Source organism: Lysobacter humi (ex Lee et al. 2017), assembly GCF_054781815.1.
The window spans coordinates 22,479-47,616 of sequence record NZ_BAAGTR010000001.1 but is presented as its reverse complement, the minus strand read 5'-3'; the positions used below and the strand labels follow the sequence as shown (position 1 = coordinate 47,616).

Here is a 25,138-nt window from a genome sequence, read left to right as displayed (position 1 = left end):
CTGAGGGGAATGCGACATGACTTCTAACAACGCCCGCTCCGTGAGGACGGCAAGCCCCTCGAAGCATGGGGTCCGGCTGGCAGGGATCGCTCTCGGACTCGTCGCCGCCATCGGCAGCCTGCAGGCCGCGCCGCAGGCCGCCGCGCCCGCCGCCGTCGCGCCGATGCCGAGTTCTGGCCCGGGCAAGCAGCTTCCGGGTACCGTCGCGGTGTCCGCCATCGACTTCAAGCGTGGCGAGGACGGCTCGGGCCGCCTGATCGTGCGCTTCAGCGGCGACGGCGCCACGCCGGACCTGCGCAAGACGGGTGCCAGCGTCGTCGTCGACGTCGGCAATGCCCAGCTCCCGGCGGAGCTGCGTCGTACCCTCGACGTCAGCGATTTCGCCACCCCGGTGCGCCGGATCGATCCGCGCTCGGCCGGCACCGGCACGCAGCTGGTGCTCGACACGTCGGGCGCCTTCGACTCGATGGCCTACCAGACGGGCCGCGAGTACATCGTCGAAATCACTCCGAAGGCCGCGTCGTCGAGCAGCCGCGCGATGGGTGCGACCGCGTCCGTGCAGGCGGCCGCCTCGCAGGTCATCGCAGCGAACGGCAGCACGCGCTACACCGGCAAGCCGGTGACCTTCAACTTCCAGGACGTGCCCGTCCGGACGGTACTGCAGCTCATCGCCGAAGAGTCCGGCCTCAACGTGGTCGCTGCGGATACGGTGACGGGCAATGTCACCCTGCGCCTGATCAACGTGCCGTGGGACCAGGCGCTCGACATCGTCCTGCAGGCCAAGGCGCTCGACAAGCGCCGCAGCGGCAACGTGGTCTGGGTCGCGCCGCAGGCGGAGATCGCGAAGTACGAGCAGGACCGCGAGGACGCACGCATCGCGATCGACAACCGCGTCGACCTCGTCACCGAATACGTGCAGATCAACTATCACAATGCCGAGGCGATCTATAAGGCACTGACCGAGGCGAAGGGCATTGGCGGGGCTGGGGGCGCTGGCGCGCAGGGTGCGGGCGCCGGTAGCTCGCAGACGGGCGATACGGGCTTCCTCTCCCCGCGCGGTCGTCTCGTCGCCGATGCGCGCACGAACACCCTGATGATCAGCGACATCCCGAAGAAGGTCACGCAGATGAAGGAACTCATCCGCGTGATCGATCGGCCGGTCGACCAGGTCGTGATCGAGGCGCGCGTCGTAATTGCCACGGATACCTTCGCTCGCGAGCTCGGAGCCAAGTTCGGCATCAGTGGCGCGAGCGGTGCCCCGGGTGACCGCAGCAGCCTGGGCTTCGGCGGCAATGCCGACGCGTCCAGCGCGAACGCGCTCGCACGGAGCAACGCGGTGCAGAACGGTGCACGAGGCTTCACGGCAACCCGCGCACTCATGACGAATCTCCCCGCGGCGAACGCCGCCGGCGCGATCGGCCTCTCGATCCTCAATGCCGGCTACCTCCTCGACGTCGAGCTGTCGGCATTGCAGGCCGAAGGCCGCGGCGAGGTGATCTCGAATCCGCGCGTGGTCACCAGCAACCAGCGCGAAGCGGTCATCACGCAGGGCCAGGAAGTCGGCTATGTGACGATCCAGGCCGCCCAGCCCGGGCAGGTGCCGACGCCGAGCGTGCAGTTCAAGGACGTCGTCCTGCAGATGCGCGTGACGCCGACCATCACCAACGACGGTCGCGTGTTCCTGAACATGGCGGTGAAGAAGGACGAGATCGCCGGCTTCGTCGATACGTCGATCGGCGACGTGCCGCAGATCTCCAAGCGCGAGGTGAACACGGCGGTGCTCGTCGAGGACGGCCAGACGGTCGTGATCGGCGGCGTCTACGAGTTCAGCAACCGCGAAGACGTGACCAAGGTGCCGTTCCTGGCCGACATCCCGTTCCTCGGCAACCTGTTCAAGAAGCGCGGCAAGACCAACAACAAGGCCGAGCTGCTGATCTTCGTGACGCCGAAGGTGCTGCACGTCGCCCAGCGCTGATCGCGCATCGCCGTGTGGATCGCATCGGGGCCTTCGGGCCCCGATTGCGTTTCGGGGCGTGAAGGCGCCGTCGGAACCCGCGGCCGCCGTTGCGGTCAGAATGCGACGGTGAACGACGAGGCCCGAATGGACGACGCGACCGATACCACACGCCTGCATCGCATGTTCGCCGACCTGCGCGGTGCACTGGCCGGGGAGATCGTGGGCCAGGCCCTGCTGGTGGAGCGCCTGCTGGTCGCACTGCTGGCCGACGGGCATCTGCTCGTCGAGGGCGCACCGGGGCTCGCAAAGACGAGCGCGATCCGCGCGCTGGCCGCACGGCTGCAGGCGGACTTCGCACGCGTGCAGTTCACGCCCGACCTCCTGCCCGCCGATCTCACCGGCACCGAGGTCTGGCGCCCGCAGGACGGCCGCTTCGAATTCCAGCCCGGACCGATCTTCCACCACCTGCTGCTGGCCGACGAGATCAATCGCGCGCCGGCGAAGGTGCAGTCGGCCCTGCTCGAGGCGATGGGCGAGCGCCAGGTCACGGTCGGCCGCGCGACCTATCCGCTGCCGCCGCTCTTCCTCGTCATGGCGACGCAGAACCCGATCGAGCAGGAGGGCACCTTTCCGCTGCCGGAGGCCCAGCTCGACCGTTTCCTGATGCACGTGCAGATCGGCTATCCCGAGGCGGCGGCGGAGACCGAGATCCTGCGGCTCGCGCGTGAGCGTGCGCAGCGCCAGCTCGACGGGATCGACACGACGGCCGCCGAGGCGCCGGCGCGCATCGGCATCGACGACGTGATGGCCGCGCGCCGCGCCGTCCTGGCGGTGCACGTCGCGCCGGCGGTGGAGCGCTATCTCGTCGAACTCGTGCTCGCCTCGCGTGATGCGGGTCGCTACGACGCCACGCTCGCGCGGCGCATCGCCTGGGGCGCGAGCCCGCGCGGCTCGATCGCGCTCGAGCGCTGCGCGCGGGCCCATGCCTGGCTCGCCGGCCGCGACTTCGTCACGCCCGACGACGTACGCAGCATCGCGCCGGACGTGCTGCGCCATCGCGTGCTGCCGAGCTTCGAGGCCACCGCCGAGGGCTGGGACGGCGGCCGCCTGGCCGGCGAGCTGCTGTCGAAGGTGCCGCTGCCCTGATGCGGCGGCGCACGCGCGCCTGCCGGGTCGGCGCGGCCGGGCGGTCCACCGGTGGGGCGCGCCATGTCTGACGGCGTGGTGCCGAGCCTCGCGGAACTCGTCGCGCTTCGCACCCGCGTGAGCGGGCCGCGGCAGCCGCGCCGCTCGCATGCGCTGCAGGCGGGGCTCGCGCCGTCGCCCGCACGCGGTCGCGGCATGGAGTACGCCGAATCGCGCGAGTACACGCGCGGCGACGATGCCCGGCATGTCGACTGGCGCCTCACGGCGCGCACCGGCAAGCCGCACACGAAGGTCTTCCACGCCGAGCGCGAACGCCTCACGCTGCTCGTCGCCGATACGGCGCCGGCGCTGTATTACGGCACGCGCGTGCGCTTCAAGTCCGTGCAGGCCGCGCGTGTCGGCGCGTTCGCGGCCTGGCACGCGGTCGGCGAAGGCGATCGCATCGCCGCGCTGCGCGGTGGGCCGCGCGAGGCGCCCGTCGGCCCCGGCGGGGGGCCGCGCGGTGCATTGCACGTGATCGACGCGCTCGTACGCTGGTACGCACGGCGGCCGGACGACGACGGCGGGCTCGCGGTGGCGCTCGATCGGGCGCAGCGCCTCATGCGACCGGGCGCGCGGCTCATCGTGTTGACCACGGTCGATTCCGTCGCCGCGATCGAGCCTTCGCGCTGGTCGGCGCTCGCGCGCCACCATGACGTGGGCATCCTGCTGGTGACCGATCCGATCGAGACGGCCCCGCCGGCCCGGCGGCTGCCGCTTGCCGGAGCGGACGGGCGCATCGAGGTCGACCTGGAGTCGCGCGACGCGCGCGCGCGCTGGCTCGCGCGCTTCGCCGCGCCGGTGCAGCAGGCGCTGCACGACCTGCCCGCACGGGGCGTGCGCGTTATCGCGGTCGCGACGCCGGAGCCCGCGGACGCCTGCCTGCCGCTGCTGCGCGGGCGTACCGCACAGGTCGCCTGATGGGGCGCCTCGTGCTGCGCGACGTGCATCTTCCGCCGGCGCCGCCGTGGTGGCCGCCCGCGCCCGGGTGGTGGCTGCTCGCCGGCGCGGTCGCGCTGCTTCTGCTGGTCACCTTCACATGGCGGCGGCGGCAGGCTTCGCGCCGCCGTGAGGCCGATGCCCTGTTCGACGCCGGGCTCGCCGCCGCCGCATCGCCGGCCGGGCGCGTCGCGGCGGCGTCCGAGCTGCTCCGTCGTGCCGCGCGCCGTCGACGCCCCGACGCCGACCGCCTCGCCGGCGATGACTGGCTGCGCTTCCTCGACTCCCCACGTGCCCGCTTCAGCGAGGGCGCCGGGCGGCGCCTGCTGGACGGTCCGTTCCGGCCGGACCTCGCCGAAGACGATGCCGAGGCGGTCGTCGCCCTCGCGCGGCGACGCTTCGCCGAGCTCATGGGCGCCTGATGGACGCGCTGCAGGCCGCCTTCGCCATGCTGCACTGGCCCGCCTGGCTGCTGGCCATTCCCCTGCCGTGGCTGCTGGCGCGCATCGTGCCCGTACCGGCGGCGCAGGGCGATGCGCTGCGCCTGCCGATCGCGGACGCCGCGCAGGCCATCGCCACCGGCCCCGCCGCGCCCTCCACGCGCCGCTTCGGCGTGCTCGCGGCGCTCGCCTGGGCGAGCCTGTGCATCGCCGCCGCGCGCCCGCAGTTGCTCGGTCCGCCGATCGCGCCGCCGGTGCAGGGCCGCGACATCCTGCTGGCGCTCGATCTCTCCGGCAGCATGCGCGAGACCGACATGGACCTCGGCGGCGGCGCCGTCGACCGCCTGACCGCGGCGAAGGCGGTGCTCGCGGACTTCATCGATCGTCGCGCGGGCGACCGCCTGAGCCTGCTCGTCTTCGGCCGCCAGGCCCATGTGCTCACGCCGTTCACGCCCGACCGCGCGAGCGTGCGCGAACAGCTCTCAGACGCCGTCGTCGGCCTGGCGGGACAGGAGACCGCGATCGGCGACGCGATCGGCTTGGCGACGCGCCGTCTGCGCCTGCAGCGCAGCGGCCAGCGCGTCGTCATCCTGCTCACCGACGGGGTGAATACCGCCGGCGCGCTGGAGCCGCTGCACGCGGCGCGCATCGCCGCCGACGACGGCGTGCGGATCCACACGATCGCGTTCGGCGGGGACGGCATGCTCTCGCTGTTCGGCTTCCGCAGCCCGATCGGCGCCACCGAGCTGGACGAGGCGATGCTGCGCCAGGTCGCGCGCTCGACCGGCGGGCGCTTCTTCCGCGCCCGCGACGTCGAGGAGCTCGCGCAGATCTATGCCGAGATCGATCGCATCGAGCCGGTCGACCGCCCCGGACGCGCCGTGCGCCCGCGTCGCGAGATGTACGCCTGGCCGCTCGCCGCGGCGCTCGGCTTCGCACTGCTCGCCGCCCTGGTCGGAAGGCGGACGCGATGATCGACACCGGCGCACTCGGCTTCCTTCGCCCCGCGTGGTTCGTCGCACTGGCGCTGTTGCCGCTCGCATGGCTGTGGTGGTGCCGGCGTGTGCCGGCGCGCCGCTGGGAAGGCATCGTCGACGCGCACCTGCTGCCGCATCTGCTCGAGCGCGGAGCGGGACGTCGCACGCCGGCCGCGCCGCTCGCCGCGCTCGCCTTCGTGTTCGCCGTGGTCGCGCTGGCCGGACCGACCTGGCGCTCGGCGGACCAGCCGCTGTGGCAGACGCGCAGCCCGCTGGTGATCGCCGTCGACCTCTCCAGCGCGACGCTCGCGGCCGACCTGCCGCCCACGCGCCTCGCGCAGCTGCGCGCGCGACTCGGCACGTTCGTGCGCGAGCATCGCAGCGGGCCGGTCGCGCTCGTCGCGTTCGCGGGCGATGCGTTCACGGTCGCGCCGGTCACCGACGACGTCGCCAACGTCGGCCTGTTCGTCGACGCGCTGCATCCGGACGTCATGCCAGTGGACGGGCAGGCGGTCGACCGCGCGATCGCGTGGTCGCGGCAACTGATCGAACGCGCCGGCTTCGGTCGCGGGCACGTGCTGGTGGTGACGGACCATGCCGATGGCGCCGCGCTGCGCGCCGCCGCCGCGTCGCGCGATGCCGGCGTCGCCGTCTCGGTGCTGGGGCTGGGCACGCCGGCCGGCGCCGAGGTGCGCACGCTGGAGGGCCGCATCGCGCGCGTGCGCCTCGACGAGGCCTCGCTGCGCGAGCTCGCATCGCGCGGTGGCGGACGCTATGCGCGCATTGCGATCGACGGTCGCGACAGCGCGGTGTTCGCACAGGGGAACGATGCGACGCTCGGCGCATCGCGCGGCGACCGCATCGGCATCGACGAAGGCTTCCGGCTCGTGCCGGTGGTGATGCTGCTCGCGGCCGCCGCCTGGCTGCTGCGTGCGCCAGGCGTCGCGGTGCTCGTGCTGGTGCTCGCGTGGCCGCGGCCGGTGCCTGCCGCCGATCTGTGGCGCCGCCCGGACCAGCAGGCGCATGCGGCGATGCGCGAGGGTGTCGAAGCGTACCGGCGCGGGGACTTCCGTCGCGCGGCCGAGGCGTTCGCGCGCGCGGACACCGCGGAGGCGCATTACGACCGTGGCAATGCGCTCGCGCGCAGCGGCGCGCTGGAGGATGCGGTCGCGGCCTATGACGAGGCGCTGCGACGGCGGCCCGGCATGGCCGATGCGGTCGCGAACCGCGCGGCCGTGCTGCAGGCGCTCAAGCGTCGCCAGCCCGGGCGCGGCGGCCCGGGCCGGCCGTCGTCCTCGGGCGGCGCGAACGCGCAGCCGCAGGTCTGTCCTCCGGGCGATCCGCGCTGCACCGGGCGCGAGGCCTCGCCGCAGCGCGCGCAGGCGCCCGCCACGCGCGGGCCGGGACAGGGCACGCCGACGCGCACCGCGCAGGGACGGCAACAGGCCGAGGCCGATGCGGCGCAGCGCGAGCGCATGCGTCGCGCGCTGCAGCGCACGCGCCCGCAGGCGCCGTCGCGCACCGCCGCAACGCCCGCGGAACGTGCGCGCCGCCTGGCGAACGACGCCGCGCTCCAGCGCGTGCGCGACGAGCCGGGCAACCTGCTGCGCGAGAAGTTCCTGCTCGAGTACGAGCGTCGGCACGGTCGCGACGCACCATGACGCTCCGGCTCGCCGCGCTGCTCGTGTTGCTCGTCCTGCTGCCGGTCACGCTGCAGGCCCAGACACGCGCCTGGCTCGAGCGCGAGCGCATCGCCGACGGCGAGACCACCACGCTCAACATCGAGACCGATGGGCGCGGCATGCCCGACTACGCGCCGCTGCTCGCAGACTTCGACCTCAGCGGGCATTCGAGCCGGCAGCAGGTCGAGTGGAGCGCAGGGCGCGCCCGCGTGCGCAGCGTCTACGCCGTGGCGCTGCGGCCGCGCCGCATCGGCGAGCTGCGCATCCCGCCCGTGCGCGTCGGCGCGGCGACCACGCAGGCGCTGCTGCTGCGGGTCACGCCGGCCCCAGCGCCATCCGCGAACGCCGGGCGCGATGTCTTCGTCGAGAGCGAGCCCGACGACCGCGACCCGTACGTGCAGCAATCCGTGGGCTGGGTGGTGCGCGCGCATGCCGCGGTGCCGCTGATCGCCTACGAGCTGACGCAGCAGGCGCCGACCGGCGCGACGATCCTGCAGGTCGGCGGCGACGTGCAGTACCGCCGCACGCTCGGCAGTCGCACCTACACCGTGATCGAGCGCCGCTACACGCTGGTGCCCGAGCGGCCCGGCACGCTCACGCTGCCGGCGGCGCGCTTCCAGGGGCAGGCGGTCGGCGGCTTCTTCGACCGCCTGTTCGGCGACGGCCGCACCGACCTCGCGGCGCTGGCGCCCCCGCGATTGCTGCAGGTGCGCGCGATCCCGGCCAACGCGCCGCAGCCGTGGCTGCCCCTGCATCGCCTCGCCCTGCGCTACGTGCTCGTGCCGGGCGAGCTCCGTGCGGGCGCCGCCGCGGCGGTGGTGGTCGAGCTCGATGCCGACGGCACGGGCGCGGCGCAGCTGCCCCCGCTCGCCTTCGGTACCGTGCCCGGCGCACAGGTCTTCGCCGAGCGGCCGGTCTTCGACGAGTCGGTCGTCGACGGCCGGCCGCGCGTGCGGCTCACCCAGCGCTTCTCGATCGTGCCGACGCGTGCGGGCGCGTTGCGCCTGCCCGGGCCGTCGATCGACTGGTGGGACGTGGGCGCCGGGACGCCGCGCCGCACGCTGCTGCCGGCGATCGAGGGTGCCGTGCTGCCGGGCGCGACCGCCGATGCGGATACATCGCGCGGGGTATCGACCGGAATCGCCACGGCACGACCCGGACGCAATCGGGGCCACGGCCTCTGGCTCGCGGCCGCCGCCCTGCTGGCTCTGGGCATCGCGGCCGTTGGCCTCTGGCGGCGGCGCGGCGCGGTGGCGCCGGATGCGTCTACGGCGACCGGGCTGTTTGCGACGCGCCGTGTGGCGGATGTTCCCCTGGGCGATCCACGCGCACCGGCATCCGCGGACGTGGCCGTCACCACCGCGTCGCGCCCACCGGCACTCGCGCGGCTGCTGGAGCTCGGCGACCTCGCCGACATCGAGACGGCGTTGCGCGCCGCCGCGCCCTCCGGTCCGCACGACCTCGACGCCGTGATCGCCCAGCTCGACGATGCCGCGCAACGCGAGGCCGTCGTCGCCCTGCGCGCCGCGCGGTGGGCGGGCGGCGATCCGGCGTCGGCCCGCGAGGCGCTTCGCCGCGCATTCGCCCGAGGCCCAAGCTGGCACGCGCCAGCCGCGAGCGCACCCTCGCGCCTGCCCCCGCTGTATCCCGACCGCTGACGCCGACGCGGCGTGGCGCACCGCCCGCGAAGCCGACCGCCGGCCGTTTGCTAAGCTCCGGCGCTCGCTGGGGGATCCCGATGTCCGACACCGCACGCACCGCTTCGACGCCCGCCCGCCGGCGCATGCCGCTGCACTGGAAGATCGCGATCGGCTTCGTCGCCGGCCTGCTGATCGGCCTCGCGATGTACATGGCCGGTTACGGCGGGCTCGCACCCGCGGGGCTGAATGCGCCCGGCTGCACGGGCGACGGCGCGTCGTGGCTGTGCACGCCCTGGGTCGAGCTGCTGAGTGGCAGCATCGGCCAGCTGTTCCTCAACCTCATCTTCATGCTGGTGGTGCCGCTGCTGTTCTCGGCACTCGTCATCGGCGTGAGCGACATGGGCGACATCCGCTCGTTCGGCCGCGTCGGCTGGCGCACGCTCGGCTACACGGTGGTGATGTCCGCCATCGCGGTGCTCATCGGCCTCGTGCTGGTGAACGTGCTTCGCCCGGGCGCCGGCGTCGACCCCGCGCTCGCCCAGCAGCTGCTCAGTGAGAACGCCGAGCGCGCGAAGGGCATCGTCGAGGACAGCGCGAACGCGCCTGCCGGCATCGACCTCCTGATGTCGATCGTGCCCAGCAACGTGGTCAAGGCGGCTGCCGAAGGCACGGTGCTCGCGGTCATGTTCTTCGCGCTGATGCTGGGCCTGGGCATGGTGCTCACGCCGGGCCGTGGCACGGACGCGCTCCGCGCCGCCATCCAGGGCCTGTTCGATGTCTCGATGACGCTGATCGGGCTGGTCATCCGCCTCGCGCCGTACGCGGTATTCGTCTTCATGCTCGAGCTCGCCGCGACGTTCGGCTGGGAGCTGCTCGGCAAGCTCGCCGGCTACGTGGCGGTCGTCGTGCTCGCGCTGGCGATCCACCTGTTCGTGAGCTACGGGATCGCGCTCAAGCTCGCGGGCCGCTCACCGCTGCGCTTCTTCCGCGACGTGCAGGAGGCGATGCTGCTCGCGTTCTCCACCGCGTCGAGCAATGCCACGCTGCCCACCTCGCTGCGCGTGGCCGATACGCGCCTGGGCCTGCCACCGAAGATCTCGCGCTTCGTGCTTACGGTGGGCGCGACCGCCAACCAGAACGGCACCGCGTTGTTCGAAGGCGTCACCGTCATCTTCCTCGCGCAGTTCTTCGGCGTGGATCTCTCGCTCGGCCAGCAGGCGCTGGTGATGCTGGTCTGCATCCTCGGCGGCATCGGCACCGCGGGCGTGCCCTCCGGTTCCCTGCCGGTGGTGGCGATGATCTGCGCGATGGTCGGCGTCCGCCCGGAGGGCATCGCGCTCATCCTCGGCGTGAACCATTTCCTCGACATGTGCCGCACCACGCTCAACGTAACGGGCGATCTGGCGATCGCCACGCTGGTCTCGCGCGGGGAGAGCGATGCCACGATGCAGGCGCTGCCGGAGTCGCCGGTCCCCTGAGGCACGCTCCGGCGCATTCGACGCCGGGCCGGCTGTCGGTTGCGCCAGTGGCCGCGCACGGCCGCTCCAGCGGACGTGGGACAATAGCGGGCTCCCGCCGCCCGCTCCGGTGACCCCGGATTCCCACGCCCGATGACCACGCCGACCCGTCGCGACCTCGCCAACGCCATCCGTTTCCTCGCCATCGACGCGGTACAGGCCGCCAATTCCGGCCATCCCGGCATGCCGATGGGCATGGCGGACATCGCCGAGGTGCTCTGGAACGATTTCCTGCGCCACAACCCGGCGAACCCCGGCTGGTTCAATCGCGACCGCTTCATCCTGTCGAACGGCCACGGCTCGATGCTGCAGTACGCACTGCTGCACCTCGCGGGCTACGACCTCAGCGCCGACGACCTGCGCGCGTTCCGCCAGCTCGAATCGAAGACGCCGGGCCATCCCGAGAACTTCATGACGCCGGGCGTCGAGACGACGACCGGCCCGCTCGGCCAGGGGTTCGCGAACGCCGTCGGCCTCGCGCTGGCCGAGAAGCTGCTCGCGCAGCGCTTCAACCGCGACGGCCACGCGATCGTCGACCACCGCACCTGGGTCTTCATGGGCGACGGCTGCCTGATGGAGGGCATCTCGCACGAGGCCGCTTCGCTCGCCGGCACCTGGGGCCTCGGCAAGCTCGTCGCGTTCTGGGACGACAACAAGATTTCGATCGACGGCAACACCGACGGCTGGTTCACCGACGACACGCCGGCGCGCTTCGAGGCCTACGGCTGGAACGTCGTACGCGGCGTCGACGGCCATGACGCCGATTCGATCAAGGCCGCGATCGGGCAGGCGATCGCATCGAGCGACAAGCCCACCCTGATCTGCTGCCGCACGACGATCGGCTACGGCTCGCCGGCGAAGGCCGGCAAGGAGTCGAGCCACGGTGCCCCGCTCGGCAAGGACGAGATCGTCGCCACCCGCGCGGCGCTCGGCTGGACCGCGGGCGACTTCGAGGTGCCGCAGCCGATCGCCGAGGCCTGGCGTGCGACCGATCGTGGCGCGCAGGCCGAGGCGCAGTGGCAGCAGGCCTTCGACGCCTATGCCGCCGCGTTCCCCGAGCAGGCCGCCGAGCTGTCGCGCCGCATTCACGGCGCGCTGCCGGAAGGCTTCGTCGAAGCCGCCGACGCCTACATCGCCAAGCTGCAGGCCGAAGGCCCGGTGGTCGCCTCGCGCAAGGCCTCGCAGATGGCGATCGAGGCGTTCGCGCCACTGCTGCCCGAGCTCGTCGGCGGCTCGGCCGACCTCGCGCATTCCAACCTCACGCTGTGGAAGGGCAGCAAGTCGGTCGCCACCGACGATCCGAACGCCAACTACATCTACTTCGGCGTGCGCGAGTTCGCGATGAGCGCGATCTGCAACGGCCTGGAGCTGCACAGCGGCTTCATTCCGTACGACGCCACGTTCCTCGTCTTCAGCGACTACGCCCGCAACGCGGTGCGCATGTCGGCGCTGATGGGCGCGCACGTGATCCACGTCTATACGCACGACTCCATCGGCCTCGGCGAGGACGGCCCGACGCACCAGCCGATCGAGCACCTCGCGAGCCTGCGCTACATCCCGCACAACGACGTCTGGCGCCCGTGCGATGCGGTCGAGTCGGCGGTCGCGTGGAAGCAGGCGATCGTGCGCAACGACGGCCCGAGCTGCCTCGTGTTCTCGCGCCAGAACCTGCCGCACCAAGCGCGCTCCGCGCAGCAGGTCGCCGACATCGCGCGCGGTGGCTACGTGCTGCGTGACAGCGCCGGCACGCCCGACCTGATCCTGATCGCGACCGGCTCGGAAGTCGGCCTCGCGATGCAGGCCGCGGACGTGCTCGCCGGCGAAGGCCGCGCGGTGCGCGTGGTGTCGATGCCCTCGACCGACGTCTTCGACCGGCAGGACGCCGACTACCGCGAGTCCGTGCTGCCGCATGCCGTGCGGCGCCGCGTCGCCATCGAGGCCGCCACGGCGGACTACTGGTACAAGTACGTCGGCCTCGACGGCGCGGTGGTCGGCATGCACGGCTTCGGCGCGAGCGCGCCGGCCGAGAAGCTGTTCCCGTTCTTCGGCTTCACCCTGGACGCGGTGGTCGAGGCGGCGCGCGCGCTGCGCTGAGGCATCGCCCGCGGCAGCCCGGGCATCGGGCTGCCGTGGCGGTATCGGCGCGACAGGCGGCCGGCCGCTGCACGGATGATCAGGCGCCGACGGTGCTCGCTTCGGGCATTCCGACCTGCGAGGCCGGTACGCAGCGGCCGATGTGATAGCCCTGCGCGCGATCGCAGCCGAGCGCGCGCAGGATCTCGAGCGTCTCGGTGTCCTCCACGCCCTCGGCGACCACGTTGACCTCCAGCTGGTGGCCGAGGTCGATGATCGAGCGCACCACGCGCGTCGAGCGCGCATCATGGCGCATGTCGCAGACGAAGCTGCGGTCGATCTTGAGTTCCGTCGCCGGGAACTGCTTGAGGTAGGCGAGCGAGGAATAGCCGGCGCCGAAATCGTCGATCGCGATGCCGAGCCCGACCGCGCGCAGCGTGTGCATCACGCGCAGGCTCGCGATCGGGTCCTCCATGAGCGCGTTTTCCGTCACCTCCAGGGTGACGGCCTGCGCGGGCACGTCCCAGACCGCGAGTGCGCTCGCGATCTGCTCGACGAGGTCGCGCTGGCCGAATACGCGGGGCGAGACATTCACCGAAAAGCGCAGCCCGCCGTCGTGCTTGCGGATGCGCGCGGCGTGGCGGAGCGTCGCATTGAGGCTCCAGCGGGTGAGGTCGGCGATCAGGCCGGTGTCTTCCGCGAGCCGGATGAAGACGTCCGGCCGGATGGTGCCGCGCTCGGGCTCGCTCCAGCGCGCGAGCGATTCGTAGCCGTGCACCCGATTGGTGCGCAGGTCGAGGATCGGCTCGAAATGCGCCTGCAGGCGATCGCCATGCAGCGCTTCGTGCAGCCATTCGTAGGGCACCGTGGCGCGCTCGGTGCCAGGGCGGTACAGCGCGCAGCGATCGCTGCCGCGCTTGGCGTCGCGCAAGGCGATCTCCGCGCGGCGCAGCAGGGCGTCGGCGTCCGTGCCGTGGTCGGGACAGATGCTGATGCCCACGGCGACCGGCGTCACCACGGCGTGCTGCGCGAAGGTGAGTGGCGCTTCGAACGCGCGCACGACCCGACTGCCCGCGAGCATCGCGTGGCCGACGTTGCGCAACTCGGGCAGCAGCGCGATGAATTCGTTCTCCGCCACCTGCATCAGCTCGTCGACCGGCCGCAGCAGGCCGCGGATGCGCGCATAGGCCGACGCGCCCACCGCGTCGCTGGCCTCGTAGCCGTGCACCAGCCGGAATTCCTGCAGGCGCTGGATGCGCACGAGCATCACGCCGAGCGTGCGCGCGGTGTCGCCGGCCGCGAGGAACGCCCGCAGCCGGCGCGCGAGCATGGCGCGGTTCACAGGTAGAGCTCCGCGAGGTCGATGCCGGCGTGGCCTTCGGGCAGTGGACGCCGGATCTCGATCGCGGGGGCGCTCGGGTCCTGCGCGAGCAGGTCGAGGCTGCGGAACTCCGTGCGCAGCACACCGTCGGGGTCGGTCAGCACCAGCACGCGTGGGCGAAGCCGACGCGCGGGGTTCTGCGCCATGATGGCGACGATCTCCCCCGTGCTGAGTTCCGCAAGCGAGCCCGTGGGGTAGGCGCCGAGGCAGCTGATGAACTGTTCGACGAGCTCGGGGTAGTAGCGCGTCTCGCGCGCGCGGTAGAGCTCCTGGAGCGCCTCGTGCTGCGGCCGCGCGGCGGCATGCGGGCGCTCGCTCGTCATCGCGTCGAAGCTGTCGACGATCGTGGCCATGCGCACGTGGAGCGGAATCTGGCCTGCCATGCGCCGCGCCGGGTAGCCCGTGCCGTCGGCGCGCTCGTGGTGCCCCTGGACCATGTCACGGACGATGTCGCTGAAGTCGCCGTCGCCGAGGATCTGCACGCCGAGCTCGACGTGCCGGCGCACGCGCGCCATCGCCATCGGGTCGAGCGGGCCGGCATGGGCGAGCAGTTCCTCGGGCACGCCGGTCTTGCCGATGTCCATCATCAGCGCGCCGGAGGCCAACTCGACGAGGGTCTCTTCCGGCAGGCCGAGGTGACGGCCGAACGCAGCCGCGAGCGCGCTGCACTTGATCGCATGGCTGTAGGTATAGCCGTCGTGGCGGCGCAGCGCATTGACCCAGAACACCGCATCGGCATTGCGCAGCACGCTCGCGACGATCGGCGCCGCGGCCGAGCGCACATCGGCGGGCGCGACGGCGAGCCCCCGGCGGATGTCGTCGATCAGCCGCGCAGCGATCGTCGCCGCGCCTTCGAGGGCGTGGCGCGCGCCTTCGGTCTCTTCTTCCAGCGTGTGGCTGTCCCGGTACCGGTGGCGCCCGACCAGATCCTCGATCGATGCCGGTGAGGCAGGCGCGGGCTCGGCCGGGGCCTCGGTCGCGGCAGCGGACCGGGCGGTGGCACGCGGCAGGCTGCGCAGGCGATGCGCGACGTCCTCGTGGCCGAGCTCGATGTCGATCCAGAGCCGCCGGCAATGCTCGCGCAGCAGGGCGACCTGTTCCGCGTCGCGGACGAGGAAGCCCTGCAGCGGAAACGGCGTGTCGGTCCAGGGACGGTCGAGACGGCAGACATACATGCCGATCGCCACCTGGTCGACCGCGATTTCGCGTTCCTCGATCCGCATCACCGCTCCGGCTCCCGATCGGGAGCGTGGTCGCCCAAGAGTAATGCGCCTTTGGGCCGGCAGGGAACCTTGCGTTGATCGGTGCTCCGGCGCCGCGGCCGGGCGTGTTCAGGGGGCGAGCGCGGCGTTCAGCAGCTGCGCGAGGCGGGACCCGGCGCGCCGCAGCTGCTCGTCGGCGATGGGCGTCCACGCGGCCATGTAGCCTGCGGGCACATTCGCCGTTGCCGGGTAGAGGCCCGGGCGCATCGCGATCGCACACGCATGCTCGGCCCAGGCGTGCGCCGCCGGGGGCACGGCGGGGCCGCCCTGCTCGATCGCCAGCGGAAGTCGCTCGAGGCGTGCGAGGTAGTCGGGCTCGGACAGGCCGGTGTAGTCGACGAGGCCCCGGTCCCACAGGCCGTGCAGGTTGCCGCCGCGCTCGCCGCCGCCGTGCTGCGGAATGCGCACCTGGACCTCGTTGCCGCCCTTGTCGCCACGGTTGTTGGCGTGCAGGGGCTGGTGAACGTCGCCGACGAAATGCACCACGAACTTCAGCGCCTGCCGTCGATCCGCCAGGCTGCGCCCGCGGTCTGCGAGGATCGCCACCTGCGCGCGGATCGCCTCGACCACGCAGTCGCCGCCCGGGCAGTCGCGCGCGGCGTCGTAGGCGCAGTCGGGTGCGCGCATGGTGACGTAGTGCCATGGCGCGCTGCGCCGGCCGAGCACCGGATCGTTCGCGCGGACCTCGTCGGCCCAGGCACTCACGCCGGCAAGCGTGGGCTCGGCCTCGCCGGCGAGGAGCCGGTCGACCTCGGCACGCGCCCGCGGCGCGAGCTCGCGCTCGGCGAGCCCGCCGACGAGCCGATGGCCGCGGACGCTCCAGGCAGAGGCGGAAGGCGCGAAGGCGAGGAGGGCAACAAGGGCGGCGAGCAGGGCCGCGGCGACACGCGAAGGCTGGTGCATCCGCGAATGGTAAGCCACGCCCGGTGCGCGGTCCGTGGAGCCGCGCGCGGGCCGGGCCGCGTCGGGGCCGCTGCTAGACTATGCGCCTCGATTCCGGCCGCGCCGGACCTTCCGCAGGAGCTCCCCATGACGATCAAGGTAGGCATCAACGGCTTCGGCCGCATCGGCCGCAACGTGCTGCGCTCGGCCGTGCAGAATTTCGCAGGCGACATTCAGATCGTCGCGATCAACGACCTGCTCGAGCCCGACTACCTCGCCTACATGCTCCGCTACGACTCCGTGCACGGCCGCTTCGACGGCGACGTGTCGATCGAGGACGGCGTGCTGGTCGTCAACGGCCAGAAGATCCGCCTGACCCAGGAACGCGACCCGGCCAACCTCAAGTGGGACGAGGTGGGCGCCGACGTCGTCATCGAGTCGACCGGCCTGTTCCTCGACAAGGCCACCGCGCAGAAGCACCTCGACGCCGGCGCGAAGAAGGTGATCCTCTCGGCGCCCTCGAAGGACGACACGCCGATGTTCGTCTACGGCGTCAACCACGAGACCTACAAGGGCGAGGCGATCATCTCCAATGCCTCGTGCACCACGAACTGCCTCGCGCCGCTGGCGAAGGTGCTCAACGACAAGTGGGGCATCAAGCGCGGCCTGATGACCACGGTGCACGCGGCGACGGCGACGCAGAAGACGGTCGACGGCCCGTCCAACAAGGACTGGCGCGGCGGCCGCGGCATCCTCGAGAACATCATCCCGTCGAGCACCGGCGCCGCGAAGGCGGTGGGCGTCGTCATCCCCGAGCTCAACAAGAAGCTCACGGGCACGAGCTTCCGCGTGCCGACGTCCGATGTGTCGGTGGTCGACCTCACCGTCGAGCTGAACAACCCGGCGACGTACGAGGAGATCTGTGCCGAGATGAAGGCGCAGTCGGAAGGCGCGCTCAAGGGCGTGCTGGGCTACACGACCGACAAGGTCGTGGCCACCGATTTCCGCGGCGACACGCGCACGTCGATCTTCGATGCCGAAGCCGGCATCGCGCTCGATCCCACGTTCGTCAAGCTGGTGAGCTGGTACGACAACGAATGGGGCTACTCGAACAAGTGCCTGGAAATGGCCCGGGTGGTCGCGCGCGGCTGATCCACGCCGATCACGCGCAAGAAAAAGCCCCGCGCGAGCGGGGCTTTTTCTTTGCGCTCCATCGGGGCGAGGCGTCGCCTGATGGGCTCGGTCACCGTCGCGCCTGCCTCCGCGGCCGCAGGAGCCGGGCAGGGTGGCACAGGGCCGATGCGATCCGTCCGAAGCATCGCAGCGTGCTCGCACGTGCTGCAGCTGATCGTCGGCTGGACCGGGCCCGCATCGCCGTAAAGACCGACCGTGGAACCCGTGCCTCAGCGTGCCGGCGCGGCCTGCGCGCCGCCTGGCTCGACCTGGATCCGCGCATCGCTGCCGCTGCCCTCGACGCGGACGCGCGAGCCCACCTCGACGCCGGCGAGGTCCACGCGCTTCTGGTTGATGCTCAGCACCTTGCCGCGATCGAGGCGGACCTTGACCATGTACTGCGTCGACGGACCCGGGCCGCCGATCTTCTCGCCGACCTTCGCACCGACGGTGGGGGCGGCCCCGACCGCGACCGCCGTGGCATCGCTCTGTCGCCCTGTCCGTGCGCCCAGGAGTGCGAGGCCGTTCCCGACGAGCCCGCCGACCGCGGCGCCCAGCTGGCGTCGCTTGCCCACCTCCGGGTTCTCGTCGGAGCCCCGGTTCTCGATCGGTGTCATCTCGGTGACGACGCCGTAGCGGGTCGCCGCCGATGCATCGAGGGCCGCCGCGAGGGCAAGGGCGGTGTAAAGCAGAATGCGGTGCTTCATGGTTCCTCCTTGAACGGAATCGCCGCGGTCAGTCGCGGTTCTTGGGTCGCTTGATGTCCTGCACGCAGACATCGCCTTCGTATCGCCAATGGCGAATGATCCCTTCCGGGTCCGCGGTGAAGACGATCGTGCAGCGGTGCTGGGCCGGGACGAAGACCTGGTCGGTATAGACCGTCTCCTGGTAGATCGGGGTCCCGCGGTCGACGCCGATCATGTGCTGGTCGCTGCCGGTGACGACCGTCTTGTAGTAGGCGTCGTCCCACGTTCGGAAGATGTAGCGCGTCTCGTCGGTCGCCTCGTCCTCCTCGATCTCGACGCGCCCGCCGTCCACGCGCAACTGCAGCAGCAGCTCGGAGGCGTCGCGTCCGACCCACTCGTCGGCCTTGCGCTTCGCGCGGCCTTCCCCCCAGGCGTGCGCAGGCGTCGTCGCGAAGGCCGTCGCGGCGATGAGCAGGAGAAGGGGGAGCAGGTATCGCATGACCGCCTCCGTGCGGATCCGTCGGCGCGTCCTGCGCCGGTGGCGCGATCGTAGTGGATCGGCCGGGCCGCGGCCAGTCGTGGCCCATCGGCCCTTGGCAGGCGCCGGGGCGCGCCGGATACTGCCGCCGGGCCCGGCCCATTCCCAGGGGATACAAGGACATTCCATGAGCAAGCACGTAGCACTCGCCTGCGGTATCGCATTGATCGCGTTCGGGGCCGCACCGGCCTTCGCCGCGAAGAAGGACGAGAAGTCCGACGAGATGCCGACGCAGGAGGTCACCGGCCGCAAGGGCGTCGAGGGCGAGATCCTCGGCACGCCGATCGCCGGAAGCCCGTTCCAGAAGCTCGAGATCGGGATGTCGCAGAAGCAGGTGGTCGACGTGATCGGCGACGATCGCCAGGACGACGCCGACTGCGGCTCGTACATGACGGGCAAGTCGTTCATCCCCTTCCATTTCGGCGGCGACAAGGTGCGCCACGAATGCGCGTACAAGGGTCTCGGCCGGCTGGTGTTCACGTCGCAGTCCGACTTCGACATGCGCGCCGTGCTGATCAAGGTGATCTACGACGCCAGCGAGGACGGCTACCGCGAGTAATCCGGTCGCGTCGTTCCCGACGATGCCCCGCGCGAGCGGGGCATCGTCGTTGTGCGCGTTGAACGACGTCGGGCGGAGCGTCGAGTTGGGTCGCAGGCGCGGTCGGACGCCCGGTTGTGGGCGCGTGCAGGGCCGGCGCGCGCGCAGCGGCGTCGTTCGGATCGAACGACCGCGTCGGGCCGGGCGATGGGGGCGATGCGGTTGACCGCGTCGCGAGCAGGGCGCGGTGGTACCGTGCCGCGAGCAGGAGGGGGCAATGGAAGGTCTGGTCGTGATCCTGGGGCTGGTGCTGCTCGCGGTGCCGGTGCTGGCCATCGCCGCGCTGGTGCTCGTGCTGGGGCTGCGTGCGCGCGTCCGCGAGCTCGAGGCGCAGGTCGGGAGACTCTGGCGCGAGGTGCTCGCGGCTTCGCAGCACGTGGCGGTGTCGCCGCTGCATGGCGACGTCGCGTCGCCGATGCCTGCGGCGGCCGACGCGGCACCGGAACGGGAGCCCACGCTCGCCGAGTTGCTGCGCAGGCCTGACGCCGCCGGGGTGCACGCGTCCGTCGCCGCGGATGTCCAGGCCGGAACGGCTGGCCCTACGCGCCCCGAGGCGCCGGGCGCGGCGCCTGCATCGGTGCCGCCCCCGGCCGGCATGCCACCACCGCTTCCGCCGCCCTTGCCGCCCGATCGCCCGGCGCGGCCCGGTCTCGTCGAGACCGCGATACGCGCCGTGCGTCGCTGGTTCACCGAAGGCAACGTGCCGGTCAAGGTCGGCGTGCTGGTGCTGTTCGCGGGCGTCGCCGCGCTGCTCAAGTACGCGAGCGACCAGGGCGTCCTGCGGCTGCCGATCGGGCTGCGGCTGGCGGGCGTCGCATTGGCCGCGCTGGCCGCGCTCGTCTTCGGCTGGCGACAGCGCGAGATCCGGCGGAGCTTCGCGCTCGCGGTGCAGGGCGGGGCGGTCGGTGTGCTGCTGCTGGTCGTGTTCGCCGCGTTCCGGCTGTATGCGCTGATTCCCGCGGGCGCGGCATTCGGCTTGAGCGTGGCGCTCATCGCCGGGCTCTGCGTGCTCGCGGTACGGCAGGATGCGCTCGCGCTCGCGGTGCTCGGCGTGGTCGCGGGATTCCTCGCGCCGATCTGGCTGTCGACCGGGCAGGGCGACCACGTCGCGCTGTTCGGCTACTACGCGGTGCTCAACGCGGGCATCGTCGCGATGGCCTGGCGACGGCCGTGGCGACTGCTCAACGTGCTCGGCTTCGTGTTCACCTTTGGCATCGGTACGGCCTGGGGCGTGCTGCGCTACCGCCCCGAGCACTTTGCGACGACCGAGCCGTTCCTCGTCCTGTTCTTCGCGATGTACCTCGCATTGCCGATCCTCTACGCGGCGCGGCGCGCTCCCGCTCAGCGTCGCGTGCTGGATGGCTGCCTCGTCTTCGGCACGCCGCTCGTCGCGTTCTCGCTGCAGGCCGGCCTCCTCGAAGGCGCGCGCCTGCCGCTCGCGTTCTGCGCGCTCGGCATGGCCGCACTGCACGCCGCGCTCGCCGCGGCGCTGCGGCGGCGGCCCGCATTCGCGCCGCTGGTGGCGCCGTATGCGGTGATCGCCGTCGGCTTCGCGACGCTGGCGGTGCCGCTCGCGGTGTCCGCGCAAGCGACCGGCGCCATCTTCGCGCTCGAAGGCGCCGGCCTCGTCTGGCTGGCACTACGCCAGCAGCGTCGCCTGCCGCTCGCGACGGGCGTTCTCCTCCAGCTCGGTGCCGCGCTCGCCCTGTCGATCGCCGACCCCGTCGCCGCGACTGCGCCGGCGGTGCTCAACGGCGCGTTCATGGCCGGGTTGCTGATTGCCGTGTCGGGCCTCGCGACGGCGCTCCTGCTGCATCGTGCCGGGCACGGCACGGCGGCACTCGTCGCCTACCTGTGGGGACTCGGCTGGTGGCTGGGCGGCGGCCTGAGCGAGATCGGGCGCGGCGTCGCGCTCGCGCATCGCGTCGATGCGGTGATGCTGTTCGTGCTCGCGACGGGTGCGATCGCGGCGGAAGCCCGGCGGAAGATCGCGGCGCGTGCGCTCGAACTGACGGCCGCGGGGGCGGTGGTCGCGCCGGTGCTGCTCGTCTTCGCGCAGGACGCCGAGCATGGCCATCCCTTCGCGGGGCTCGGAGCCGTCGCGTGGCTCGCTTACGGCCTTGCCGGCGCGAGGCTGCTTGCATCGATCAGGAATGCCGACGGTCCGGCGCGTGCGATCGCGCACGTCGCGTGGTGGCTCGCCTGGGCGACGGCCGCCTCGCTCGGGCTCGACGCGCTCGCGTCGGGCGCGGGCCTCGCGCAGGCCTGGCGCTACGGCGCGGTCGCGCTGCCCTGGCTCGCCCTGGGCGCCGCGACGTGGCGCCGGCCCGCTCTCGTCGCGGTGCCGATGGGCGCCGTGTTCGAGCGCTGGCACACGCACCTCGCCGGCGCGGTCGCACTCGTGCTGGTCGCGCTGCTGGCGGTGGGCTGCGTTCTCGCGGGCTCGATGGCGCCGCTGCCCCATGTGCCGCTCGCGGGTCCGCTCGAGCTCGCGCAGATCGCGGCGCTCGGGCTGCTGCTCGGCCTGGCCGACGGGCGGATCCCTCGGTCCCTGCGCACGCGCTTCGCGGCGGGCGCGACCTTCGTGCTCGCCACCAGCATGCTGCTGCGCGCCGTGCACCACTGGGGCGGCGTGGACTGGGATGCGTCGATGTTCTCGACCGGGCTGGTGCAGACCGCACTCACCGTGCTCTGGAGCCTGATCGGCATGGCCGCGTGGGTCGCGGGCTCGCGACGCGCGCGCCGCGACGTCTGGCAGGCCGGCGCGGTGCTGATGGCGGTCGTGCTTGCCAAACTCGTGCTGGTCGACCGCCAGTACCTCGGCAACCTGCTGGGCATCGGCTCGTTCCTCGCCTTCGGCCTGCTGTGCACCGCGGTGGGCTACGTCGCGCCGGTGCCGCCACGGCGTGCGACGCAGGAGCCCGTTTGATGCGCGTCCGTCCGCTTTATGTGCTGGTCGCGCTGCCGCTGTTGCTCGCCGCGTCGGCGGAGGCCGACTATGCGCGCCAGTGGCCGTTGGCGCTCCAGGCGCCCGCCTCGCCGGCCCACGAGGTCGTGCTCGATGCCGACGTCTACCGCGCGATGCACGACCGCGCCGGCCGCGACGTCGACGTGCTGGACGCACGCGGCACGCCGCAGCCCTCGTTGCTCTCGCCGCCGCCCCCGCCCCGCGTGCAGCAGGCGCGCGTCGCCCTGCCGTATTTCACGCTCCCCGTGGTGGCGGGCGACGCCACCGGCTCGCGGCTGGTCGCCGAAACCGACTCGGCGGGACAACTGCGCCGCGTCGAGCTGCGCGGCGGCGTCGAAGTGCCGGGCATGCCCAACGAGGCACTGCTGCTCGACCTCGCGCCGGCTCGCGGCACGATCACCGCACTCGAGCTGCACTGGCAGCCGTCGGGTCCGGTCGACCGCGGTTATTCGATCGACGCCAGCGACGACCTCCAGGAATGGACGCCGGTCGCGGCGCGCGGGCGCGTGGTCGACCTCGCCGGGAACGGCCGCCGGTTGGTGCAGCGTCGCCTCGTGTTCGATGCCCCGCCGAATGCGCGTTTCCTGCGCCTCTCGCCGGAGGTCGATGGCCGCCGGCTGCACCTGCATCGCGTCGACGCCCTCATCGCGCGCTCCATCGGGCCCGCCGTGCAGTGGCTGACGATTCCCGCGCAGCCGCGGGCCGACGACGGCGCCTATCGGTTCCGCCTCGCCGGTCGCGTGCCGGTCGAGCATGTCGACGTGCGGTTGCCGGGTACCGGCGCGATGCGCTGGCGCCTCGAGAGTCGCGATGCCGGGGATGCCGACTGGCGGACGCGCGCATCCGGCAGCGCCTTCGACGTGCCGGATGGGGCATCGCGCCGGCGCCCGCCGCCGCTCGTGCTCGCGCAGCCGGTGCGCGATCGCGAATGGCGGCTGGTGCCGCTCGACCGCGCCAATGCCGCGCCGGCATTGCGACTGGGCTATCGGCCGGAGCGGCTCGTCTTCCTCGCGCAGGGCACGCCGCCGTACCGGCTCGTGGCGGGGAGCGCGCATGTGCGGCGGGTGGACGCGCCGGTCGGCGCCGTGATCGACGAGCTGCGCCGTTCCAACGGCGCGGCCTGGTCGCCGCCGACGGCCCGGATCGGCGCGGCGCGCCCGCTCGCGGGCGAGGCGGCCCTCGCGCCGAAGCGCGACTGGACCACATGGACGCTCTGGGCCGTGCTCGGCATCGGCGTGCTGGTCGTTGCCGGCTTCGCCCTGCGCCTGCTGCGCGAGCCGCCGCGCGCCTGACCGCGGCATTCCGCACGCCGCGCCGAGCGGCGACAATGGCGCCCTCGGCGCGCCATGCCTGCGTGCCCGCCTTGTCCCCTTACAGCGAGCCCGCCCATGACGATCCTGCGGATGTCCGACCTCGACCTTTCCGGCAAGCGCGTGCTGATCCGCGAGGATCTCAACGTGCCGATCAGCGAGGGCCGCATCACGTCCGAGCAGCGCATCCTCGCCGCGCTTCCCACCCTGCGGATGGCGCTGGAAAAGGGCGCGGCGGTGATGGTGATGTCGCACCTGGGCCGGCCCAAGGAAGGTGCGTTCAGCGAGGAGGACTCGCTCGCGCCCGTCGCGCGCCGCGTGGGCGAGCTGCTCGGCGTGGACGTGCCGCTGGTGCGCGATTGGGTGGCCGGCCTCGACGTCGCGCCCGGCTCGATCGTGATGCTCGAGAACTGCCGCATGAACGTCGGCGAAGGGAAGGACGACGACACGCTTTCGAAGGCCTATGCCGACCTCTGCGACGTCTTCGCCATGGACGCCTTCGGCACCGCGCACCGCGCGCAGGCCTCGACGCATGGCGTGATCCGCCACGCGAAGGTCGCCTGCGGCGGCCCGCTGCTGATGGCGGAGCTCGATGCGCTCGCCAAGGCCTTGCATGCGCCCGCGCGACCGCTGCTCGCCATCGTCGCCGGCTCGAAGGTCTCCACCAAGCTCGAGCTGCTGTCGAACCTCGTCGGCCGCGTCGACCAGCTGATCGTCGGCGGCGGCATCGCGAATACGTTCATCGCCGCGCTCGGCCACGATGTCGGCAAGTCCCTCGTCGAGCGCGACCTCATCGACACCGCGAAGAAGATCATGGACGACGCGCGTGCCCGCGGCGCGGAGATCCCGATGCCGGTCGACGTCGTCGTCGCACCCGAATTCAAGGCCGACGCCCCCGCGACGGCGAAGGCGATCGACGCCGTAGGCCCGGACGACATGATTCTCGACATCGGCCCGCAGACCGCCGCGCGCTATGCGGAGATCGTGCAGCGCGCCGGCACCGTGGTGTGGAACGGGCCGGTCGGCGTCTTCGAGTTCGACGCCTTCGGCCAGGGCACCGAGGCGCTCGCGCGGGCGATCGCGTCGAGCCCGGCGTTCTCGATCGCCGGCGGCGGCGACACGCTCGCGGCGGTCGACAAGTACGGCATCGCGGACGACGTGGGCTACATCTCCACCGGTGGCGGCGCGTTCCTGGAGTTCCTCGAAGGCAAGACGCTGCCAGCGGTCGCGGCCCTCGAAGCGCGCGCGGGCTGACGTGGCGACACTGCTGTTCGACCTCGACGGCACGCTGATCGACTCGTCCGTCGGCATCAGTCGATGCGCCGCGCACGCCTTCGAGCGGCTCGGCGAGCCGGTGCCCGATCAGGCCACGCTGCGCAGCTGGATCGGCCCGCCTCTGCGCACGAGCTTCGCGCCGCTGCTGCGCGACGAGGCGCGCGTGGAGCAGGCCGTCGAGTTCTACCGCGAACGCTTCGAGACGCACGGCTGGACCGAGCACGAGGTCTATCCGGGAATTCCGGAGGCGATCGAGGCCCTGCATGCGCAGGGCCACCGCCTCGCGGTGGTGACTGCGAAGAACGAGCCGCATGCGCGCAAGATCCTCGCGACGCTCCCGTTCGCGCGGCATTTCGACGAGATCGTCGGCGCCACGACCGACGGCCGCCTGAGCCACAAGCCGGAACTCATCACCGAGGCGCTGCGTCGCCTCGGCTGCGATGCGCGTGAGTGCCGGATGATCGGCGACCGCCGCATGGACATGGAGGGCGCGCGCCACCACGGCATGCCCGGCATCGGCGTGCTGTGGGGCTTCGGCGACCGTGCGGAACTCGAGGCGGCGGGGGCATCGCGCCTCGTGGAGACACCGGCCGACCTCGCGGCATAATCCCGCCCGGGGAGGCGGCCGCACGGTCGCCCGCGACGGGGACGGGGA

Annotated in this window: 20 protein-coding genes; 15 read left to right on the top strand and 5 right to left on the bottom strand. The window is 72.4% G+C overall.

Annotated features, from left to right (window positions below; genetic code table 11):
• The first annotated feature begins 16 nt into the window (after positions 1–16).
• The 9 genes from ACYVJJ_RS00185 (at position 17) to tkt (ending at position 12,431) form a co-directional block, all read left to right on the top strand.
• Positions 17–1,975 (top strand): type IV pilus secretin PilQ, encoded by a 1,959-nt coding sequence (locus tag ACYVJJ_RS00185; RefSeq protein ID WP_460830145.1) that lies wholly within the window; start codon positions 17–19, stop codon positions 1,973–1,975.
• Positions 1,976–2,101: 126 nt separating this feature from the next.
• Complete coding sequence (locus ACYVJJ_RS00180; RefSeq protein ID WP_460830143.1) at positions 2,102–3,103, top strand: AAA family ATPase; 1,002 nt, start codon at positions 2,102–2,104, stop codon at positions 3,101–3,103.
• Positions 3,104–3,166: 63 nt separating this feature from the next.
• Complete coding sequence (locus ACYVJJ_RS00175; protein ID WP_460830141.1) at positions 3,167–4,063, top strand: DUF58 domain-containing protein; 897 nt, start codon at positions 3,167–3,169, stop codon at positions 4,061–4,063.
• On the top strand, positions 4,063–4,503 hold the full coding sequence (locus ACYVJJ_RS00170) for a DUF4381 family protein (RefSeq protein WP_460830140.1): 441 nt from the start codon (positions 4,063–4,065) through the stop codon (positions 4,501–4,503). Before ACYVJJ_RS00175 ends, ACYVJJ_RS00170 begins: the two co-directional genes overlap by 1 nt.
• Positions 4,503–5,495 carry a vWA domain-containing protein gene (locus ACYVJJ_RS00165; RefSeq protein WP_460830138.1) on the top strand — a complete coding sequence of 331 codons (993 nt, stop codon included), beginning with the start codon at positions 4,503–4,505 and terminating at the stop codon, positions 5,493–5,495. Before ACYVJJ_RS00170 ends, ACYVJJ_RS00165 begins: the two co-directional genes overlap by 1 nt.
• Positions 5,492–7,159, top strand: coding sequence for a vWA domain-containing protein (locus tag ACYVJJ_RS00160; protein WP_460830137.1), 1,668 nt, complete (start codon positions 5,492–5,494; stop codon positions 7,157–7,159). Before ACYVJJ_RS00165 ends, ACYVJJ_RS00160 begins: the two co-directional genes overlap by 4 nt.
• A complete protein-coding gene (locus ACYVJJ_RS00155; protein ID WP_460830135.1) occupies positions 7,156–8,838 on the top strand; it encodes a BatD family protein in 1,683 nt (560 codons plus the stop codon). The genes ACYVJJ_RS00160 and ACYVJJ_RS00155 overlap by 4 nt, the downstream gene beginning before the upstream one ends.
• Positions 8,839–8,918: 80 nt before the next feature.
• Positions 8,919–10,298: a dicarboxylate/amino acid:cation symporter gene (locus ACYVJJ_RS00150; RefSeq protein ID WP_460830134.1), complete on the top strand. Its 1,380-nt coding sequence runs from the start codon at positions 8,919–8,921 to the stop codon at positions 10,296–10,298.
• 132 nt (positions 10,299–10,430) lie between these two features.
• Positions 10,431–12,431 (top strand): transketolase, encoded by a 2,001-nt coding sequence (gene tkt / locus ACYVJJ_RS00145; RefSeq protein WP_460830132.1) that lies wholly within the window; start codon positions 10,431–10,433, stop codon positions 12,429–12,431.
• Between the two features lie 79 nt (positions 12,432–12,510).
• On the opposite strand, the gene ACYVJJ_RS00140 is transcribed toward tkt, so the two are convergent.
• The 3 genes from ACYVJJ_RS00140 to ACYVJJ_RS00130 form a co-directional block, all read right to left on the bottom strand.
• Complete coding sequence (locus ACYVJJ_RS00140; protein WP_460830130.1) at positions 12,511–13,752, bottom strand: putative bifunctional diguanylate cyclase/phosphodiesterase; 1,242 nt, start codon at positions 13,750–13,752, stop codon at positions 12,511–12,513.
• Positions 13,749–15,014, bottom strand: a complete 1,266-nt coding sequence (locus tag ACYVJJ_RS00135; protein WP_460830129.1) for an HD-GYP domain-containing protein — start codon at positions 15,012–15,014, stop codon at positions 13,749–13,751. The genes ACYVJJ_RS00140 and ACYVJJ_RS00135 overlap by 4 nt, the downstream gene beginning before the upstream one ends.
• Positions 15,015–15,122: 108 nt before the next feature.
• Positions 15,123–15,956, bottom strand: a complete 834-nt coding sequence (locus ACYVJJ_RS00130; protein ID WP_460830128.1) for a S1/P1 nuclease — start codon at positions 15,954–15,956, stop codon at positions 15,123–15,125.
• A gap of 126 nt (positions 15,957–16,082) precedes the next feature.
• Between ACYVJJ_RS00130 and gap the strand changes: the two genes are divergently transcribed.
• Positions 16,083–17,087 (top strand): type I glyceraldehyde-3-phosphate dehydrogenase, encoded by a 1,005-nt coding sequence (gene gap, locus ACYVJJ_RS00125; protein ID WP_460830127.1) that lies wholly within the window; start codon positions 16,083–16,085, stop codon positions 17,085–17,087.
• Between the two features lie 251 nt (positions 17,088–17,338).
• On the opposite strand, the gene ACYVJJ_RS00120 is transcribed toward gap, so the two are convergent.
• Both ACYVJJ_RS00120 and ACYVJJ_RS00115 read right to left on the bottom strand, forming a co-directional pair.
• Positions 17,339–17,815 (bottom strand): hypothetical protein, encoded by a 477-nt coding sequence (locus ACYVJJ_RS00120; protein ID WP_460830126.1) that lies wholly within the window; start codon positions 17,813–17,815, stop codon positions 17,339–17,341.
• Between the two features lie 28 nt (positions 17,816–17,843).
• Positions 17,844–18,293, bottom strand: coding sequence for a hypothetical protein (locus tag ACYVJJ_RS00115; protein ID WP_460830124.1), 450 nt, complete (start codon positions 18,291–18,293; stop codon positions 17,844–17,846).
• Between the two features lie 166 nt (positions 18,294–18,459).
• Between ACYVJJ_RS00115 and ACYVJJ_RS00110 the strand changes: the two genes are divergently transcribed.
• The 5 genes from ACYVJJ_RS00110 (at position 18,460) to ACYVJJ_RS00090 (ending at position 25,090) form a co-directional block, all read left to right on the top strand.
• Complete coding sequence (locus tag ACYVJJ_RS00110) at positions 18,460–18,891, top strand: hypothetical protein (protein ID WP_460830123.1); 432 nt, start codon at positions 18,460–18,462, stop codon at positions 18,889–18,891.
• Positions 18,892–19,147: 256 nt separating this feature from the next.
• Positions 19,148–21,859 carry a DUF2339 domain-containing protein gene (locus tag ACYVJJ_RS00105; RefSeq protein ID WP_460830122.1) on the top strand — a complete coding sequence of 904 codons (2,712 nt, stop codon included), beginning with the start codon at positions 19,148–19,150 and terminating at the stop codon, positions 21,857–21,859.
• Complete coding sequence (locus ACYVJJ_RS00100) at positions 21,859–23,190, top strand: DUF3999 family protein (RefSeq protein ID WP_460830120.1); 1,332 nt, start codon at positions 21,859–21,861, stop codon at positions 23,188–23,190. The genes ACYVJJ_RS00105 and ACYVJJ_RS00100 overlap by 1 nt, the downstream gene beginning before the upstream one ends.
• A 96-nt stretch (positions 23,191–23,286) precedes the next feature.
• The gene (locus tag ACYVJJ_RS00095) at positions 23,287–24,462 is read left to right on the top strand and encodes a phosphoglycerate kinase (protein WP_460830119.1); all 1,176 of its coding nucleotides are present in this window, start codon (positions 23,287–23,289) and stop codon (positions 24,460–24,462) included.
• Between the two features lies 1 nt (position 24,463).
• Positions 24,464–25,090: an HAD hydrolase-like protein gene (locus tag ACYVJJ_RS00090; RefSeq protein WP_460830118.1), complete on the top strand. Its 627-nt coding sequence runs from the start codon at positions 24,464–24,466 to the stop codon at positions 25,088–25,090.
• Positions 25,091–25,138: the final 48 nt, after the last annotated feature.

Coding starts and splice junctions, on each gene's coding strand:
- ACYVJJ_RS00185 (WP_460830145.1), top strand. CDS start 17: ATGACTTCTAACAACGCCCGCTCCGTGAGGACGGCAAGCCCCTCGAAG.
- ACYVJJ_RS00180 (WP_460830143.1), top strand. CDS start 2,102: ATGGACGACGCGACCGATACCACACGCCTGCATCGCATGTTCGCCGAC.
- ACYVJJ_RS00175 (WP_460830141.1), top strand. CDS start 3,167: ATGTCTGACGGCGTGGTGCCGAGCCTCGCGGAACTCGTCGCGCTTCGC.
- ACYVJJ_RS00170 (WP_460830140.1), top strand. CDS start 4,063: ATGGGGCGCCTCGTGCTGCGCGACGTGCATCTTCCGCCGGCGCCGCCG.
- ACYVJJ_RS00165 (WP_460830138.1), top strand. CDS start 4,503: ATGGACGCGCTGCAGGCCGCCTTCGCCATGCTGCACTGGCCCGCCTGG.
- ACYVJJ_RS00160 (WP_460830137.1), top strand. CDS start 5,492: ATGATCGACACCGGCGCACTCGGCTTCCTTCGCCCCGCGTGGTTCGTC.
- ACYVJJ_RS00155 (WP_460830135.1), top strand. CDS start 7,156: ATGACGCTCCGGCTCGCCGCGCTGCTCGTGTTGCTCGTCCTGCTGCCG.
- ACYVJJ_RS00150 (WP_460830134.1), top strand. CDS start 8,919: ATGTCCGACACCGCACGCACCGCTTCGACGCCCGCCCGCCGGCGCATG.
- tkt (WP_460830132.1), top strand. CDS start 10,431: ATGACCACGCCGACCCGTCGCGACCTCGCCAACGCCATCCGTTTCCTC.
- ACYVJJ_RS00135 (WP_460830129.1), bottom strand. CDS start 15,014: ATGCGGATCGAGGAACGCGAAATCGCGGTCGACCAGGTGGCGATCGGC.
- ACYVJJ_RS00130 (WP_460830128.1), bottom strand. CDS start 15,956: ATGCACCAGCCTTCGCGTGTCGCCGCGGCCCTGCTCGCCGCCCTTGTT.
- gap (WP_460830127.1), top strand. CDS start 16,083: ATGACGATCAAGGTAGGCATCAACGGCTTCGGCCGCATCGGCCGCAAC.
- ACYVJJ_RS00120 (WP_460830126.1), bottom strand. CDS start 17,815: ATGAAGCACCGCATTCTGCTTTACACCGCCCTTGCCCTCGCGGCGGCC.
- ACYVJJ_RS00115 (WP_460830124.1), bottom strand. CDS start 18,293: ATGCGATACCTGCTCCCCCTTCTCCTGCTCATCGCCGCGACGGCCTTC.
- ACYVJJ_RS00110 (WP_460830123.1), top strand. CDS start 18,460: ATGAGCAAGCACGTAGCACTCGCCTGCGGTATCGCATTGATCGCGTTC.
- ACYVJJ_RS00105 (WP_460830122.1), top strand. CDS start 19,148: ATGGAAGGTCTGGTCGTGATCCTGGGGCTGGTGCTGCTCGCGGTGCCG.
- ACYVJJ_RS00100 (WP_460830120.1), top strand. CDS start 21,859: ATGCGCGTCCGTCCGCTTTATGTGCTGGTCGCGCTGCCGCTGTTGCTC.
- ACYVJJ_RS00095 (WP_460830119.1), top strand. CDS start 23,287: ATGACGATCCTGCGGATGTCCGACCTCGACCTTTCCGGCAAGCGCGTG.